Here is a 16,251-nt window from a genome sequence, read left to right as displayed (position 1 = left end):
TTTGTTAGGCAAAAAATACCCCCCTGCATCTGGCAGACAGCCCGATGCAGGGGGGTATTTTTATCGTTAGCTCATAGAGCAAGAAGCAGGCCTGGACCGATGGGCCTGCCGCACCGCCTGCCGGCACCGTTCCAGCAGTTCCTTGGCGCCGTCCCAACTGAGTTCCTCTGCGTTTTGCCGGAGCTTCTCCTCCTGCAAATGCGCCTGGATGACCAACCCGTAGTAGAGCTGTGGATCCGTGTCGGGCTCTTTGCACACCCTTGACAAGAACTCTGTTGTAGATACATACTTTTGGACAAGTTGGCGGGTCGCCACCGCGCGCTTAAAGGGGAAGAACACATCGTTTGCCAGGAAGGCAATGAGGACGCCAAGGACGATATAGCCTAAGCGCACCAGGGACAGATAGCCCACCGGGCCCCAGCCGAAGGCGCTCATAATAACGGCGCCGCCGAGAGCGCCCACCGTCGAACAGGCGAAGGTTCCGGAATAGTCGGTGAAATAAAACGAAAGGTAGCCCGATAGCATCATGACGATGGTCCGCCCCGTCATAGAAGAGATGAGGGAAAAGACCGCGATGCTGCACGCGCCCCCGATGAGGGTGGCGCGCATCCGCTTTTTCGCCTTGGTTCCCACGTCGTCGGCGTAGGGCAGGGAGACGGAGGCGACGGTAAAGAGAAGCCATTTCCCATGAGGAAGGGCGAGTAGCTGCACTGCCAATGTACAAAGAGCCAGCAAACAGGACACCCGCAGGGCGTAAATCACCCTCACAGGGCTTACACGCAGGGCCGCTTTGAGACGGGTAGATAAGGAGAGTAGGGTTCTGCGGTAGTGTTTTTGTTTTTCCGGACGGGTCATTTGGAGCATTTGGCCTCGGATATAGACAAGGCACTGATAAAACTGCTCGGCTTCCCCGCTGTCCTGGGGCCCGAAGTCCAGGCGGCTGAAAGCCGGTATCTCCGACGTCTCCCGCAGCATATAGGATCGAAATGTGGTTAGACTGGCGCTGAGCTTTCTTAACATCTTGGCCCGCTCTTCTGTGACTGTCCCCTCCATCTCATAGAGCAGCAGGACCAGATTTTCCAACCCTCTTCCAGCGTCGATCATGGAGAAGCTGGCGTCGGAAATACACAGCGCACTTTTGCGCCGGTCGTAGACGATTTTGCTCAGTTTACAAAGTTCCGCGCGCAGCTGCTCCGGGTTGCGGGGCACCCCTTTGGCAGAGAGCAGGCACCGGATGCATCCATCGGCCTCGTCGATCATGGAGACAAGCACATCCCGCGCCGTCTCCACCACCCGGTTTCTCCCATTGACCAGCTGATAGAGGATGATGCACACCGCCCCCACAAACACGCCCAAGAGCCGTTTAGGTAGCTGGGCGGGCGTCACCGGGGAGATGAACACCAAAAATAGGTAGGAGAGGATATAGGGAAAATACAGATGGCTGACGTACTCATAGGTAAAGGCATACAAGATGAGAAAGATCATGGAGAGATTGACCGGCAGCGCCAGCATCGGGGGGACACTGGTGACAAAGCAGGCGGCCACTGCCATGAGGAATAGGACGCCGGTTTGGATGCACAGATGTTTGACCGGCGTGGCGGTCAGGTCCCGCACCATGGAGGCCGACATCATGATGGTGAAGATGACGCCGACAATGGAATTTTCCATACCAAAAATGTACTGGAACACATTGACAAAGAGGACGATGAAAATAAAATTAAGGGTCGCATGGCGAAAGTTCTTGGTAAAACTCTCCTTCATACGCATTCCCACCAACCGCAGTTTTTCCAATAAATAGGATCTCCTTTCTTCCCTTTATAGATTGTCTCCGGTATCTATAAATGAGCCTTGGTCCCGAGGACGGCCATCGAAATTCAAAATTGCTTTTCTTGGTTTCGTAAGAAACGAAGGATGCGCGGGGCTTCGCACTTTCGTGTTCCTCCCTCTAGGCGCAAAAAATAGCCGCTTTGCGGCTATTTTTATTATATTCCTTTATCCATAAAAAGGCAAATCAAGTAACTTCAACATTTTGCTGTCAAAATCAAGCTAGCTATAAAGCATTCTCCGATTTTTGTTAATTTGTCTGATTTGTTGCCGATCTACTCCTGTTACGTAATAGAAAAAAATTTTTCTGTTTCCCACTCTTTTTCTGCAAAAAAGAAAAGTCCCAAAAGCGGCTTGTTTGAGCCATTTTTAGGACTTTTGGTTGGTCCGAGTGACAGGAGTCGAACCTGCGGCCTCTTGAACCCCATTCAAGCGCGCTACCAAGCTGCGCTACACCCGGAATTACCTTTAACAGTATATATGATCTTTCAGAAAAAAGCAAGTAAAATTTTCAAAATTTATGAATTTATTATGGAACCGGACCTCCCGTGCTCAATAAGCGAGCTCCGGATAAAAGCGAAGGATCTCACCCGTACACAAAAAATCGGCAAATACGTCCTCAAAATGGGCGGCGGATACCTGGTAGTGATTGAGCAGTTCTATAAAATGGTTGATAATTGCTTGATTGCTGGTGACATCATGCAGACAAATGTCTTCTCCTTTGTCCTGCTGCATAACGACTCCGTAGGATATGTAATGTCCGATCTCTTCGTTTTTTAAAGCTTTTTTCATGACGCTATACCGGCACATGGCTTTCTCCTCCTTCGTCCTTTTAATACTGTCCGTAATGAATGTACATATAGTAATATGCTTGGCAATCATTGTCAATCTTTCCCTGACAAATTTGGAGATAAATTGTAGCCTTGCACAATCTTTTGGTCACACTTTTTTAAATATTCATGAATCTTTCTTTCATATCAATACTCATTCTTCTAAATATTGCCATGATTTTAATTTCACACCATAGGTAGTCCGATGTCTTTACTACATTTTTCGACAATCTTTCCAACATCCCTTCCAGCAATTTCCTGTGGTTTTTTTCTTCCGATTGCAAACAATACAACTGTGAACCGAATCCAATAGTCGAGGCTATCTGCGCAGTTTCTTTGTAAAATTTTCAGGCCGGGCGCAGCGGCGGAATGGAGTGTAAGTTAATGCAGAATCCTTTACAGATGAACCAGCAAAACCCTCTGGAAAATGACCCCCAGATGCAGCAGTATTTCGATACCCTGCCAAAATATGTGCAGGAAAACATCAAGCAAAGCGGCGCTAAATTCTGTTCCTTGGCAGAGCTTCAGCAATGTGCCGCCAATCTGACTCAAAGTCAGCAGTAGTTTTGATTATAAAAGAAAGCGGGGGTGCTCCCCCGCTTTCTTTTATAATCATCCAAACCAGTTTCTCACAGCATCCACAACCCGCCGGAAAAGTTGAGCTAGTTTTTTAAGCCATAAGAGAATCGGGCAGCGGCCCGGTTTCTCCGGCTTATCCGAGCCGCCGGGTCCCTCTGGTTTTCCCGGGTGATCGGGCCCCTCCGGCTTATCGTTCCCGCAGGGATCCTCCGGGCAACCCGGCTTCGGAAAACCGTTGAGCCCCGCATCCCGGATAATTTGGGCATAGTCTTGGTAAGCATAGTCCATGTCCACATTGGTGGAAATGCCGTTGACACGGCCGGCCGGTGTATACTGCCAGATCCCATAAGGACCCGTGTAGGTGACGGTGGGATACTGCGCCAGCCAGACATCATACTGACGCAGTTCGTCGACGTCGAGCAGTGTGGTCAGCCAGTACTTATTGGAGTAAAGCATCACATAGTAGCCGGCGTCCTGTACTGTTTCTAAAAAAGCATTGGCGATGTTCGTTAAATTTTCCTTACCCAGCCCCGTCAGCGAATTGTCCTCCAAATCCAGCGCTACCGGGTATTCCAAACGGTAAGGCTCGATGACAGACAGAAAATAACGGGCCTCTTCCTCAGCCTCCGCCACAGTTCTGGCACGGGTATAATGGTAAGCGCCCGCGTAAACCCCGGCACTTTGAGCGCCGGTAATGTTGGCGATAGCGTTGGGGTCGGTGGCCAGAGTTCCGTCGGTGAGCCTAAGCGTCGTCCTGACGATGGCGAATTCTACACCCTCGTCTTTGACATCCTGCCAGCGGATCTCCCCCTGGTACTGTGATACGTCAATTCCTTGTATCATTGGGCCTCTTCCTTCCTGTGGGGAAACTCCCCTTTTATCACTATGCGCTCCCTTTCCGTTTGGTGCGGACAACGGTCACCGGATCCATGTCCTTTGCATAGATTAGAACGAACAAAACTGTAAATGGGAAGAGCTTCTTCCCCCAGAAAGAAAGTGTTTCCATGACCCTGTTTGAATTTATCGAAGAGATTGTCAACAGGCTGCGGGATTCGGAAAAGAATCATTACGGATTTTTATGGAAAAATGGCGGCTTACAACTGAGTGACCCCGGCGCTATTGTGGAGTTTGTGCCCGGCGGCCCATGTTCGCCTGATTTTCGGTTGGAAGACGGCTCCCTGGTCCTGACCGCTTGCGGGACTTACCGCGCCTGTTTTCTCCTCTATCCGCCTGCCACTGCCGAAGCTCAGACAGTCGCCGCCCTCTATTTAGACGATGCGCCTCTCGCGGGCTCCCGGGTCAAAATTGAAAAGGAACCGGGTGGAACAGCACCCTGTATCTGCGGCCAGTGCATCTTTCCGGTTCACTCCCCCGCCAAGCTCTCTCTGCGGCTGGACGCTCCTGTACATTGGCAGGCGGATCCCAATGAACTGATCGCCACTTTAGAAGTGATCCGCATCACTTCCCTGCCCGATGCGGATACCCAAAATTGACAATCATATGCGTAGCGGCAAACGCTTTCCAGATGCATAGGCAGCGGCACAGCGGGTACAATAATGACGAGCTGGAAGCCAAAGGACTGTCCACGGACCCCGTGGAATTTCCTGTGATTCCAGCATTCAATTGAAGGAGGCCGTCATTATGAACCAGTGTCATGCCAATGAATGTATCAAATGTACTGTCCAGCAGTGCGAGTACCACTGCCAGAACCAGGATTATTGTTCTCTCGACTGCATCACCGTGGGCACCCATGAGATGAACCCCACCATGGATCAGTGCACCGACTGCAAATCCTTTAGACCCAAACAGTAACTCTCTCACAGTCTTTTCCCCTGCTGGGCCCCCCTCGGGGCCCTTTTTCTATACCCTTTTCCTTCGGTTCACCCAGACCCGGGCAGCGGCATAAAATGAGACAGGCGGAACTCGCGGCTGGATTCTTCCCGCGTCTTTTTCCTCCGGCTGTCCGCGCGGGCCGGAGGCCCGCCCCTTCCATCTCATGCCGGTGCGCGGCGGCAGAATGGAGAATACTGAATGCCCATCATCTACTTAAGTCCTTCCACCCAGGAATGGAACCCCTATGTCACCGGAGGGACCGAGGAATATTACATGAACCTGGTGGCCGACGCCATGGAGCCCTATCTCAGGGCCAACGGCATCGCCTTTTCCCGCAATACCCCCGATATGACGGCCGCGTCCTCCATCAAGGCCTCCAACGCAGGCAACTATGACCTCCACCTTGCCCTGCACTCCAACGCCGCACCACCCGCTACGGCGGGCACCATCCGAGGCACGGAGGTATACTACGCTCCCGGCAGCGTCAAAGGACAGCGGGCCGCCGAAATTATCGCTAACAACCTAAAAACCATCTATCCCCTGCCAGACCGGGTCCGGGCTCTGCCCACCACGACGCTAGGCGAAGTCACCAAGACCCGCGCCCCGGCCGTCCTCATCGAATTTGCCTATCACGACAATGTGGAGGACGCCAACTGGATCAAAAACAATATCGGCGCCATCGCCCGCAATGTGGTGCTTTCCCTGACCGAATACTTTGGCCTGCCCTTCATCACCCCCGGGCCGGTGCGCCAGGGAACCGTATCGGTGGGCAGGGGTTCCCTCAATATCCGCTCCCGCCCCTCCACCGATTCGGCCGTGGTCGCCAGGGCCTATAACGGCGATCCCATCACCATCTACGGCCAGTGGCAAGACTGGTATTCGGTGAATTTTAACGGCGTCACCGGCTTCGCCAACGCCGCCTATGTGGACGTCTAAGTCGCCGCCATAAAAAAGAGCCCGATTGGGCTCTTTTTTTGTTTTCGATATTTCTATCCGCATTTACGAACCGCAGAAGTCTCCGGCATTCTCAGCGCGAATCTGGCCGGTCAAGGCAGCCGCGGTACGGCCATTACTTTGCAAAGATGCTCTTCACCCACCGGATATCCTCCGGCGTCAGACATCCGGTGACGCACAAAAGGATGACATAGAGGAAGGTGGAGGACGCGATCAAAAAGATGGGCGCGTCCAGGGCGGGCATGAGCTGGATGCCAAGGGCGGGCAGGGCCACCGCCAGTGCGATGCACAAAGCGGGCTTTAGGATGGTATCCGCGATGTTCACACGGAAGCTGGTGACCTTCACAAGCCGGTGAAGGCTCAGGGCAAAATTGATGATCTCGCTCATGTAAAGGACGAACACATACCCCTGGATGCCTGACACCGGCAGCAAAAACCACACCAAAATCAGGGTGCCGGTGGAGTCGATGATGTTGTAGCGCATGGAGCTGCGCTGTTCGTCCAGGCCCTTGAGCATGGCGTCCACGGCGTGGTCAAAGTACATGATGGGGATGATGAGGGCAAACAGGCGGATATAGCCGGCATAGAGGCCGATCTCGTCGCTGCGGGAGAGCAGCTCCCCCACCTGGCCCGAAAAGCAGAACATGATCCCCGCCACCCCCATGGAGAAAAGGAGGGTCATCTGGGACATGCGGGTGACCATGTAGTTGATGCGGACGTTGTCCTTGAGGCTGTCGGTGACGGCGAAGCACTCGGCCAGCTCCGGTACAATTAGGTCACAGAAGGAGAAGAGGAAAGCGGAGGGAAACAAAATCACTGGCAGTACGATACCATGGATGGCCCCGAAGGCGGCGTAGGCCTCGCTTTCCGAGACGCCGAATTTCCGCAGCTGGATGGGGACCAGTAGGTTTTTCACCGTCAGGATGCCCGAGCGCAGGTTGGCGCTCATGGCCACCGGCAGGGCGATGCCAAAGAGCTTCCGGGTGATGCCGGGCGACGCCTTATCGCTGCGGCGGTAGCGCCGGGCGTCCACCTCGTAAAGGAGAAAAGAAAAGAGGAAGGAAAAGATCTCCGAGATGACCCCGGCCCAGACGATGGAGAGGCAGGTCTGCTCCAACCCATCGGGGGCGAGGATGGTGAGCCCCACAATGGTGAGGAAGATTTTGACAAACTGCTCGGCGATGCGTATCGACGCGTTTTTCACCACCCGGCGCACGGCGGTAAAGTAGCCGGAGAGCACCGAGGACATGGCGATGCAGGGCAGACTGATGGCCAAGGTCTTGAGCGGCAGCACCGTCTGGCTGTTTTGCAAAAGGCGCAGCCCGATATCGGGGGCCAGGGTATAGAGCAGCACCGCTGTCACCGTGCCGAAGGAGATGCTGTAAATGAGGCACTTGCGCAGGATTTTTTTTAGGTTCGGCCGCTCGGTCCTCCCCATCTCCTCCGCCACCAGCCGGGTGGTGGCCAGGTTGATGCCGGAGGTGGCCAAGGTGATGGCAAAGCCGTAGACCGACATGATCAGCTGGAAGACGCCCATCATCTCGTTGCCGATCTTGTTGCCCAAATAGACGTTAAACCAGACGCTGATACTGCTCATGAGCAGCGACGTGATGGTCAAAATGAGGCCGTTGAGTAAAAAGGCCCGGAGTCTCTTCATATATTTCCACCGTTTCCTCTTATTTTCTTGTAGAAATATATGAGAAGCTGTCAGCCGATATGAAAGAAAGCGGGACGGACTTCGGAGTTTTCCGAAATCCGTCCCGCTTTTGAGGGATCTATCAAAGTATTGTTACCCACTTGTGCCCGCGCAGACGGCCGCTTTGGCGGCCCGGACCCTAGCATCCCGCCGGCAGGACCTCATCGGGCCGGTTGACGCCCGGCTTATGCTTCCTGCGCCAGCGTCATGCTTCCCGCGCCGGCGGTCATGCTTCCCGTCCCAGCGGTCATGCTTCCCGTCCCAGCGGTCCCGCTTTGGCAAAGGCCTCCACGATCTCCCGCTGAGTCACGGCGCGCTCGGGCTCAAATTTGCCGTCAATGAGGGCAAAGACGCCGTTATCCACCATGATCTGCACGATATTTTTGTTTTCACACGCGTCCAGGTCCGCGATGGCGGCGCCCGCCCCCCGCTCATAATCGCCCATGAGGAAGATGGCCTGCGCCAGCTCCTCCCGGGTCACCGGGTCCTCCGGATGGAAGAGCTGCTTTATCCCGTCCTTCTCCCAATCGAGGTAGCCGGAAGTCACCACCGTTTCGATGGCGTCGAAATCGGGATCGGTCCAGGCCACGTCCTCAAACCAGCCGTAGACGTGGCCCTTGTGATCCTGCTTATAATACTTGGACGAGGAGGTGACATAGATGGGCAGATGGGCCGCCTTCACCATGATGTTGGCCAAATCCCGGCGGGTGGCGGCCTCGTCGTTTTCATAGGCCGCGAGGTCGTCCATGATCTCGGGGTAGAGATACCGCGCCAGCTCCCGCACCCCCTTATAAAAGCGGAAGGTGGGGGAGGAGATAATCTTTTCGTTGATGAGATAAACCCGTCCGTCCTTGACGGCCTGGATGGTGTCAAAGCCCGGCCGGATGGAGATGCCGTGGACGCTCCCCCCCGCGTTCATGGCCCCGCTCTGGGAGACGTAGACGTCAATGGAGTCGGCCAGAGAAAGCACCTTCTCTTCTCCAAACGGGGCGATGGAGCTGCCCGCTTTGACGGGGCTTACGTCCCCCGCCACGTTTTCCCCGCCCGCCAGGGCGATGGCGTGGGCCGGCATGGAATCGGCGGTGATGGTGCGAAGATTGACTTCCGTCGACTCAAAGAAGACCCGCTGCTTCGTCTTCACCTGGGCCGTCAGTTCCCCGATGGCATCCAGGTTCCTGTGAAATTCGGCGAGCTTTTCCTTGGCTTCCTCTTCCTTCCCCACAAGGGACCCCAGATGGGCGATATATTCGTCAAAGAGCTCGAACTTCTCCGGGTAGAGGGAGACGACGGGAATCCCCGCGTTTTCGATGGCTTTGACAAAATCAGGAGCCTTGTCGGTGATAAAGGGGCGGATGAGGACCAGGTCCGGCTGGGCGGCGATGACCTTCTCCGGATCGGACTGGTAGTCATAGATGTCCAAGGCGGCCGCCTCCGGCGGATAGATGGAGGTATCGGACACGCCGATGATCTGCTCCCCCGCACCCAGAGTGAAGAGGTTTTCGGTGTGGGCGCTGTAAAGGGAGATGATCCGCCGGCAGGGCCCATCCAGACGAATCTCCCGCCCCTCGTCGTCGGTAAACCGGATGGCCGTGTTCCCGCTTGCGGAGAGGGAGCCGCCCTCCCCCGGCGCGGGGGGCTTGCCGCACCCGGCCAATAGCCCCAGACAGAGACAGGTGGACAAAAGGAAGGCCGTCAGTTGTTTTCCTATCTGCATCATGTTTTCTCCTGACTTTCTTTCGAGTCTGCTACTTTTCTTCCCCGTCGATGGCCGCCCGGACATGGCTGACATAGAGCGCGCGCACCTGCGGATACTCGCCCAGGCCCTTCATGACGATATCCACCTCATAGCCCCGCTTTTTAAACTCCATCTTCCAGGAGCCTTCCTCGTCGCTGGCCATATCCTTGGTGGCGTGATCTCCCGCCACGATCATCAGCGGCGCCAGGATGACCTTTTTGGCTCCCATGGCCTCCACCCCCTTGACGACGCTGTCCAGCCTCGGATAGGCCTCCACCGTCCCCACAAAGTAGCGGGAATGGCCCAGGTCCTTAAGCGTATAGTCAAGCGCCGCATAGGTGGCGTTGGCAAAGTGCTCGGTACCGTGGCCCATGACCACCACCGCTTCGTCCCCACCGGAAGAAGGGATGTTTGCCACGAGCGCTTCGGCCATCTCCTTGTAGTCCTCCGCGGAACTCAACAGCGGCTCGCCGAAGCGCAGCATCTCAAAGCTGTCGGCGTAGGCCCCTACCTCCGCCATCATGTCGTCGTACTCCAAGCCGTGCATGACGTGGGTGGGCTGGCAGATCACGGTGCCGAAGCCGTCGGCGATGAGCCGCTCTACCGCCTGGGTCACGTTGTCGATCTCCAAGCCGTCCCGGTCTTTTAATTTGTCGATGATGGTCTGGCTGGTAAAAGCCCGGCGCACCTCATAGTCGGGGAAGGCGTCGGCGATCTCTTTTTCAATGGCGCCGATGGTGGCCTCCCGGGTGTCGTTGTAGCTGGTGCCGAAGCTGACCACCAGGATGGCCTTCTTGCCGGGGTCCCCCTTCTTGACCGGGGTTTCGCTCTCCTTTTGGCTTTCTCCGCTGGAAATACTGGAGAAGGAATCGGGCGTCTCGGAAAGTCCCTTCTCCCCGCAGCCGGTAAAAACGCCGGCGCATAAAAGAACGCTGAGTATGAGTGCTGTTATCTTTTTCATACATATCTCCTTTGTTGTATCTCTCAAAAAACCGCCGGTGCGGTCCGGGATACCGATTCTCCGGTGATAAAAAAGCCCTTGCCCGGATAAATCTCCGCTCGCACTCCGAACACCTCTTCAAAAAGGCGCTCATTCATCACTTCATCCGGGGCCCCCATGGCGTAGAGACTGCCGTGGGAGAGCGCCAAAATCCGGTCGCTGAAGCGGTAGGCGGTGTTGAGGTCGTGGTTGACGCCCACTACCGTGAGCCCCTCTTTGGTGAGATTGCGCAGCAGTTCAATCATCTGGATTTTTGCGCTGACGTCCAAATCGGACATGGCCTCGTCCATCCAGAGGATGCGGGGGCGCTGGCTGAGAGCCCGGGCCAAGGCCACCCGCTGGCGCTCCCCGCCCGAAAGCTGGGTGATGAGCTTGTCGGCAAAGGCCAGGGTGTCGGTCTTCTCCATGATCCGGCGCACCTCGTAAAGCGCCTCCTCCCCCAGCCGCTCAAACCGCGCCCGGTGGGGATGGAGCCCCAAAATAACCATCTCCATGCAGGTGTAGGGAAAATCCACCTGCTCGTTTTGGTGGATGACCGCGAAGTGGCGGGCCCTCCCCCGGATGTCCATGGTGTGGACGTCCCGGCCCTTATAGATGACCTGTCCCCTTTCGGGTCTTGCGTTGCCACACAAAATCTCGAACAGGGTGCTCTTTCCGCTGCCGTTGGGACCGATGATGGAAAGGTATTCCCCCTGGGGGAGGGTGAAGCTCACGTCGTGGAGCACCCGCCTGTCCCCATAGGAAAAGGAGAGGCCCTCTGCCCGGAGGAGGTCCGCGCGTTTCTCTTCCATCAGAATACCCCCTGTCCGCCCCGCCGCTTGACGAAGACATAGATAAAGAAGGGGCCGCCGATGAGGGTGGTGAGCACGCCCACCGGGATTTCACTGGTGAAGAGGAGCCTTGTGGCGTTGTCCGCGGCGCTCAGGAGCAGTCCCCCCAAGAGCCCGGACAGGGGCAGCAGCATCCGGTTATCCGGCGTCAGCCAGAAGCGGAGGATGTGGGGGATGACCAGCCCCACAAAGCCGATGACGCCGCTGACCGCCACGCAGGCGGCGGTGATGCACGAGCCGAGAATCAAATAGAGCATCCGAATTCTGCCCGTGTTGACGCCCAAATTCCGGGCGCTTTTCTCCCCGAGCACCATCACATTGAGGTCGTTGGCAAAAATGATGGCCACGGCGCTCCCGATGAGGACCACCGGCGCCACAATCGCCACATCCCCCCACTGCTTGGAGGAGAGGCTCCCCATCAGCCAGAAGACGATGGCGCCCACATCCTCCCCGGCCACCATCTTGAGAAAGCTGAGGCCGGAGGAGAGAATGGCGCTGACGATGATGCCGGAGATCACCAGGTTGGACGACGCGATGCCGCCCCCCCGCCGTGCGATGAAGATAACCAGCACCAGCGTCAAAAAAGCGAAGAGGAAGGCCATGGCCGTGGTGGAGAGCACAATACCGGCCGCCAGTCCCATGAGGATGGCCAAGGACGCGCCGAAGGCCGCTCCCGTGGAGACGCCCAAGGTATAGGGGTCGGCCAGGGGATTGCGCAGCAGGGACTGGAAGATGACCCCCGCCACCGAAAGGCCCATGCCCACCAAAATGCCGCAGAGGATGCGGGGCAGACGGATGTCCCAGACGATGGCCGCCTCGTTGGCGGCAAAGGCCGAAAGCCGCACCGCATTCCCGGTCAGCTTCGCCCAGAGGATGCCCCAGGTCTTTAAAAAGCCCAGGCGCATGGCCCCCATCCCCACAAAGGCCACCAGGGTGAGGACAATGGCCGCCAAGAGCACTCCGCCGATGATAAAGCAGCGCCGCTTCCGATAGCGGTAGTGGCGGATACTCAGATCCGCCGCCGGTCGATTCTGTTTGGTCCGCACTCTTTCCATGATGTGAGTTCCTTTCCTTCCCGCATTTTGGGCGCTTTTCCCCTCCCCGCTGGTCGAGCGGGCCAACGAACCGGCACCCGCCGGAACTGCCGTCTACGTCTTCCCGCATCGGCTTCACTCTCCATAGCGGAGCTCTCGAAATGAATACCGCCCTGAGGAGCTCCCGCACCCGGCCTTCATCGTCTCAAGGGCTCTTTCATCGGCCTATCGCCCGAAGGCGCTTCCGCACCGGCCTTATCGTCCGGGGCGCTCCTCCACTCGGCCTCCACCGCATCCGCAGGGAGACGGTGGGGGGAGGGACGCCGTTTTGCCACTGAAATGGGCGGACGGACAGGGATTTCCCCAAATAAAAAGGCCCCGCTTCGATCAAAGCGGGGCGCCAGAAAACAAAGCTGCCGGTTCACGGACCACAGCCCTTATACGCTGGCGAGCTCTTTTTCACCGAAAGACGCTTCCAAAACAACCAAAGCCGGTCTTCTGACTTCTGCCCAAAGCCCGCGCCTTCCCAGACCCATGGTCCAGTGGCATGAATGCGTGGCTCTCCTCGCGGCAGTTACAGCAGCGGCGACTGTGCGGGACTTTCACCCGGCTTCCCAAATCGCTTTCGTCGTTTTTTATCCAATTGTGGGTACTCTAGGGTTATCATAGCATGTTTTCTCCATGGTGACAACCCTTTTATCGCTCCCCGATGCCGTAGAGCAGGGCGTTGCAGATGGCCGCCGCCACGTTGGAACCGCCCTTGCGCCCCCGGGCTACGATATAGGGGACGGATGCGCCGAGCATGAGCTCCTTGGCGGGGATAACATTGACAAAGCCCACCGGCACGCCGATGACGAGAGCGGGCCGGACGAGCCCCTCCTCCATCTGCTCATAGAGACTAACGAGAGCGGTGGGCGCGTTGCCGATGGCATAGATGATCGGCCCGGGCAGGGAGAGGGCCTTGTCCATGCTGGCGGCGGCCCGGGTGGTGCCATGCTCTTTGGCGCTCTTTGCCACGTCCTCGTCGGACATAAAGCAGTGAACCTCCCCGCCCAACCGGGCCAGCCGCCCCTTGTTGATGCCCGCCTTGGCCATCTGGGTGTCGGTGACGATATGGCACCCCGCCCGGAGGGCGGCCCGGCCCCGCTCCACCGCGCCGGGGGAAAAGATGAGATTCTCCGCGTAATCAAAGTCGGCGGTGGTGTGGATGACCCGTTTGATTACATCGGCGTTTTCCTCTTCCAGCCGCCGGTCCCCCAGCTCCCGGGCGATGATCTCCATACTCCGGCGCTCGATGTCCTGGGGCAGCACCTTTTCCAGTTCGATTTTCATAGGCTTACCCCCTCCTCCAAAATCCGATAGATGAGCTTCATGTCCAGGTGCTCCCGCATGGCGTCGGCCAGCCGGTCGTACTGTTCCTCCCGGTAGCGCTCCATCTCCATCACCGGCGTTTCGTCCACCTGAAGGCCTTTGGAGAGACACAGCGCCTCCAACAGCCCCTGGGCCGCTTCGGCGTTATCGAAGACGCCGTGGAGGTAGGTGCCGTACACCGTCCCCCGCTGGCACCCGTCGGGCTGATACACCGCCCGGCCGTTGCACTGGTGGAGCATGCAGAGCGCCTTCGCGCCATTTTTTAGCCGTGTTTGCCCCATGTGAATTTCATACCCCTCCACCGGACGGCCGCCGAGGGCCGACAGCGGCCCCTCCATCTGCATGAACCGGCCCGAAACCTGGGTGCGGGTCTTTTCCCTTGTAAAGACCGTTTCCACGGGGAGAAGGCCCATGCCGAAAATCTCCCCGCCGTGCTCGATGCTCTCCGGGTCCCGGAGGACGGCCCCCAGCATCTGATAGCCGCCGCAGATGCCAAAGACCGGGCCGCCCAAAGCCGCAAACTTCTTGATTGCCGCTTCCAGGCCGTTTTGGCGCAGCCAGAGGAGGTCCTCCATGGTGTTCTTGGTCCCGGGCAGGATGATGAGATCGGGGCATCCCAGGCCGGCGGGAGAGGCCACATACCGCACCCCCACGCCGGGTAGACGGGAAAGGCCGTTAAAGTCGGTGAAGTTTGATATCCTGGGCAGGCGGAGCACCGCCACATCGATGAGCGCCTTTTCCCGCGCGTCCAGCCGGTCGGAGAGGCTGTCCTCGTCGTCGAGGTCCAGCCGCAGATAGGGCAGCACCCCGGCCACCGGCCGGTGGATGCGCTCTTCCAGCATGGCGAGTCCGGGAGCCAAGATGTCCTTGTCCCCTCGGAACTTGTTGATGACGACCGCCTTGACCATCTCTTGCTCCCAGGGTTCTAACAGCGCCATGGTCCCCACGAGGGACGCGAAGACGCCGCCCCGGTCGATGTCCCCCACCAGCAGGACGGGGGCCCCGGCCATCCGCGCCATCCCCATGTTGACGATGTCGTTGTCTTTCAGGTTAATTTCCGCCGGGCTGCCCGCCCCCTCCAAAACGATGATGTCATAATCTCTCGAAAGCTGATCATAGGCCGCCATGATGGGGGGGATCATCTCCTGTTTGCGGCGGTAGTATTCGGCCGCCGTCATGTTGCCCAGCACCCGGCCCCCCACAATGACCTGGGAGCCCATCTCCCCGGTGGGTTTGAGCAGGATGGGGTTCATGGCGGCGGTGGGGGCGATGCCCGCCGCCTGGGCCTGCATCACTTGGGCCCGGCCCATCTCCAGGCCCTCGGCGGTGATATAGGAGTTAAGCGCCATGTTCTGGGACTTAAAAGGCGCCACCCGGTAGCCGTCCTGGTGAAAAATCCGGCAGAGCCCCGCCGCCACCAGGCTTTTCCCCGCGTTTGACATGGTCCCCTGCACCATGATTGCCTTTGCCATCATCCGTTCCCTCCTTCTCCGCATAACAGCCGCACCGCGTCCCGGCCGCCTCTGATTCCCAAATTGCCCCCCACGTCCCTTTTCCTCAGGAAAAAGGGCTGAGGAAACGAGACGTGGGACCCGGTTCTCCACAGGGTGCTGTGGTCCCCGCACACGAGAAGCTCCAAGTCCTCCCTTCTTACTAAGGGAGCAATCACTTCCTTCCCCACCCGGCAGAGGAAGGACCTCTTCGCTTGTCCATCCTTCCGATGGGCCGCCTCGTCTGCGCCGCCCAGGTGCAAAAGGACAAAGTCGTGATCTTTGGCCGCATCCAGCGCCGCCCGGGCCTTGGCGCGCAGATCGGTGTCAATGTCCCCGGTGGCGCCCGGCACATCGGGCAAATCCATCCCCATGCCCCGGACAAGGCCCCGCACCACGTCGGCGGCGCAGACGGCGGCGCCTGTCAGCCCGTGGAGAGACGCAAAAGCGGGGAGCGCCGGCGCCCCCGCCCCGTCCCAGGGAAGGAGCGCCGCCTTTCCCAGTACCCGGGCGCTTTCCCGGGCGATGAGGGAAAGGGTCTTCCCCAGCGCGGTACCCCGGGGCAGAAGGCTTTTCCAGTCTTCCCCCAGATGGGCGTGAGGCGCGCTTGTCCGCAGGGAGCAAAGCTCTCGTCTTGTCCCCTCCGTCAGGATCAGGCCCCGGTAGTCACCCAGATAAAAAAGCGACATCCCCCGCGCCGCGAACAGAGGGGCGGCCCTCCTGAACGCCTCCGCCTTCTCCCGGGGGGAGAGGCCCGCGCCGCAGGAGGAAAGAATCCGTCCGTCCCCGTCGCAGGTGACGAGATTGCAGCGGAAGGCAAGCTTCCCGGTGAGGTCGAGGCCCCGGGAGAGGGCCTCCACCCCCGCCCGGCCTCTTGGAATCTGACAGGCCGGGACGCCCAGGAGGGTGGCGATGCAGGGGAGGCTGTCCGCCGGGTGGGAGGCCGGGCGGGTGAGCAGGGTCCCATAGGCCCCCGCCCGGCCCATCTGCATGAGCTCCCGGGGGAAAAAGTCGGGGCTGTCCCCCATGCCGTCGATGATGACCATGATCTTCCCCAATATCACTCCCCCCTTTC

At 58.1% G+C, this 16,251-nt stretch carries 15 protein-coding genes, 1 tRNA gene and 1 riboswitch; of the genes, 4 read left to right on the top strand and 12 right to left on the bottom strand.

Annotated elements, in window-relative coordinates:
- Window positions 1-66 precede the first annotated feature (66 nt).
- The 3 genes from H8709_RS00540 to H8709_RS00530 form a co-directional block, all read right to left on the bottom strand.
- A complete protein-coding gene (locus tag H8709_RS00540) occupies window positions 67-1,761 on the bottom strand; it encodes an FUSC family protein (RefSeq protein WP_262396425.1) in 1,695 nt (564 codons plus the stop codon).
- A 446-nt stretch (window positions 1,762-2,207) separates the two neighbouring features.
- Window positions 2,208-2,284 (bottom strand) — tRNA-Pro (locus H8709_RS00535).
- Between the two features lie 92 nt (window positions 2,285-2,376).
- Window positions 2,377-2,706, bottom strand: coding sequence for a DUF6514 family protein (locus H8709_RS00530; RefSeq protein WP_262396424.1), 330 nt, complete (start codon window positions 2,704-2,706; stop codon window positions 2,377-2,379).
- Window positions 2,707-3,038: 332 nt separating this feature from the next.
- On the opposite strand from H8709_RS00530, the gene H8709_RS00525 reads away from it, so the two are divergent.
- Window positions 3,039-3,218, top strand: a complete 180-nt coding sequence (locus H8709_RS00525; protein WP_262396423.1) for a hypothetical protein — start codon at window positions 3,039-3,041, stop codon at window positions 3,216-3,218.
- Between the two features lie 48 nt (window positions 3,219-3,266).
- On the opposite strand, the gene H8709_RS00520 is transcribed toward H8709_RS00525, so the two are convergent.
- Window positions 3,267-4,076: a glycoside hydrolase family 25 protein gene (locus H8709_RS00520; protein WP_262396422.1), complete on the bottom strand. Its 810-nt coding sequence runs from the start codon at window positions 4,074-4,076 to the stop codon at window positions 3,267-3,269.
- Between the two features lie 161 nt (window positions 4,077-4,237).
- Between H8709_RS00520 and H8709_RS00515 the strand changes: the two genes are divergently transcribed.
- From H8709_RS00515 to H8709_RS00505, 3 genes are all read left to right on the top strand, one after another.
- Entirely contained in the window at window positions 4,238-4,726 is a 489-nt protein-coding gene (locus H8709_RS00515) for a hypothetical protein (RefSeq protein WP_262396421.1), read from the top strand.
- A gap of 148 nt (window positions 4,727-4,874) precedes the next feature.
- Window positions 4,875-5,045, top strand: coding sequence for a DUF1540 domain-containing protein (locus tag H8709_RS00510; protein ID WP_262396420.1), 171 nt, complete (start codon window positions 4,875-4,877; stop codon window positions 5,043-5,045).
- Between the two features lie 219 nt (window positions 5,046-5,264).
- Window positions 5,265-6,002, top strand: a complete 738-nt coding sequence (locus H8709_RS00505) for an N-acetylmuramoyl-L-alanine amidase (RefSeq protein ID WP_262396419.1) — start codon at window positions 5,265-5,267, stop codon at window positions 6,000-6,002.
- A gap of 133 nt (window positions 6,003-6,135) precedes the next feature.
- Here H8709_RS00505 and H8709_RS00500 read toward each other — a convergent pair whose 3' ends face one another.
- From H8709_RS00500 to H8709_RS00465, 8 genes are all read right to left on the bottom strand, one after another.
- Window positions 6,136-7,677 (bottom strand): oligosaccharide flippase family protein, encoded by a 1,542-nt coding sequence (locus H8709_RS00500; protein ID WP_262396418.1) that lies wholly within the window; start codon window positions 7,675-7,677, stop codon window positions 6,136-6,138.
- Between the two features lie 286 nt (window positions 7,678-7,963).
- Window positions 7,964-9,430 (bottom strand): ABC transporter substrate-binding protein, encoded by a 1,467-nt coding sequence (locus H8709_RS00495; RefSeq protein ID WP_262396417.1) that lies wholly within the window; start codon window positions 9,428-9,430, stop codon window positions 7,964-7,966.
- A 31-nt stretch (window positions 9,431-9,461) separates the two neighbouring features.
- Window positions 9,462-10,412, bottom strand: coding sequence for a sirohydrochlorin cobaltochelatase (locus H8709_RS00490; protein ID WP_262396416.1), 951 nt, complete (start codon window positions 10,410-10,412; stop codon window positions 9,462-9,464).
- Window positions 10,413-10,435: 23 nt separating this feature from the next.
- Entirely contained in the window at window positions 10,436-11,242 is an 807-nt protein-coding gene (locus H8709_RS00485) for an ABC transporter ATP-binding protein (protein ID WP_262396415.1), read from the bottom strand.
- A complete protein-coding gene (locus H8709_RS00480; protein WP_262396414.1) occupies window positions 11,242-12,336 on the bottom strand; it encodes a FecCD family ABC transporter permease in 1,095 nt (364 codons plus the stop codon). The genes H8709_RS00485 and H8709_RS00480 overlap by 1 nt, the downstream gene beginning before the upstream one ends.
- 450 nt (window positions 12,337-12,786) lie before the next feature.
- Window positions 12,787-12,957, bottom strand: a riboswitch (cobalamin riboswitch).
- Between the two features lie 54 nt (window positions 12,958-13,011).
- Window positions 13,012-13,647 (bottom strand): precorrin-8X methylmutase, encoded by a 636-nt coding sequence (locus H8709_RS00475; protein ID WP_262396413.1) that lies wholly within the window; start codon window positions 13,645-13,647, stop codon window positions 13,012-13,014.
- Window positions 13,644-15,158: a cobyric acid synthase gene (locus H8709_RS00470; RefSeq protein WP_262396412.1), complete on the bottom strand. Its 1,515-nt coding sequence runs from the start codon at window positions 15,156-15,158 to the stop codon at window positions 13,644-13,646. Before H8709_RS00470 ends, H8709_RS00475 begins: the two co-directional genes overlap by 4 nt.
- Window positions 15,158-16,234 carry a hypothetical protein gene (locus H8709_RS00465; RefSeq protein ID WP_262396411.1) on the bottom strand — a complete coding sequence of 359 codons (1,077 nt, stop codon included), beginning with the start codon at window positions 16,232-16,234 and terminating at the stop codon, window positions 15,158-15,160. Before H8709_RS00465 ends, H8709_RS00470 begins: the two co-directional genes overlap by 1 nt.
- Window positions 16,235-16,251: the final 17 nt, after the last annotated feature.

This window comes from Zongyangia hominis (assembly GCF_014385095.1).
Classification (GTDB): Bacteria; Bacillota; Clostridia; order Oscillospirales; family Ruminococcaceae; genus Zongyangia; species Zongyangia hominis.
This window is presented reverse-complemented; position numbering and strand designations above follow the sequence as displayed.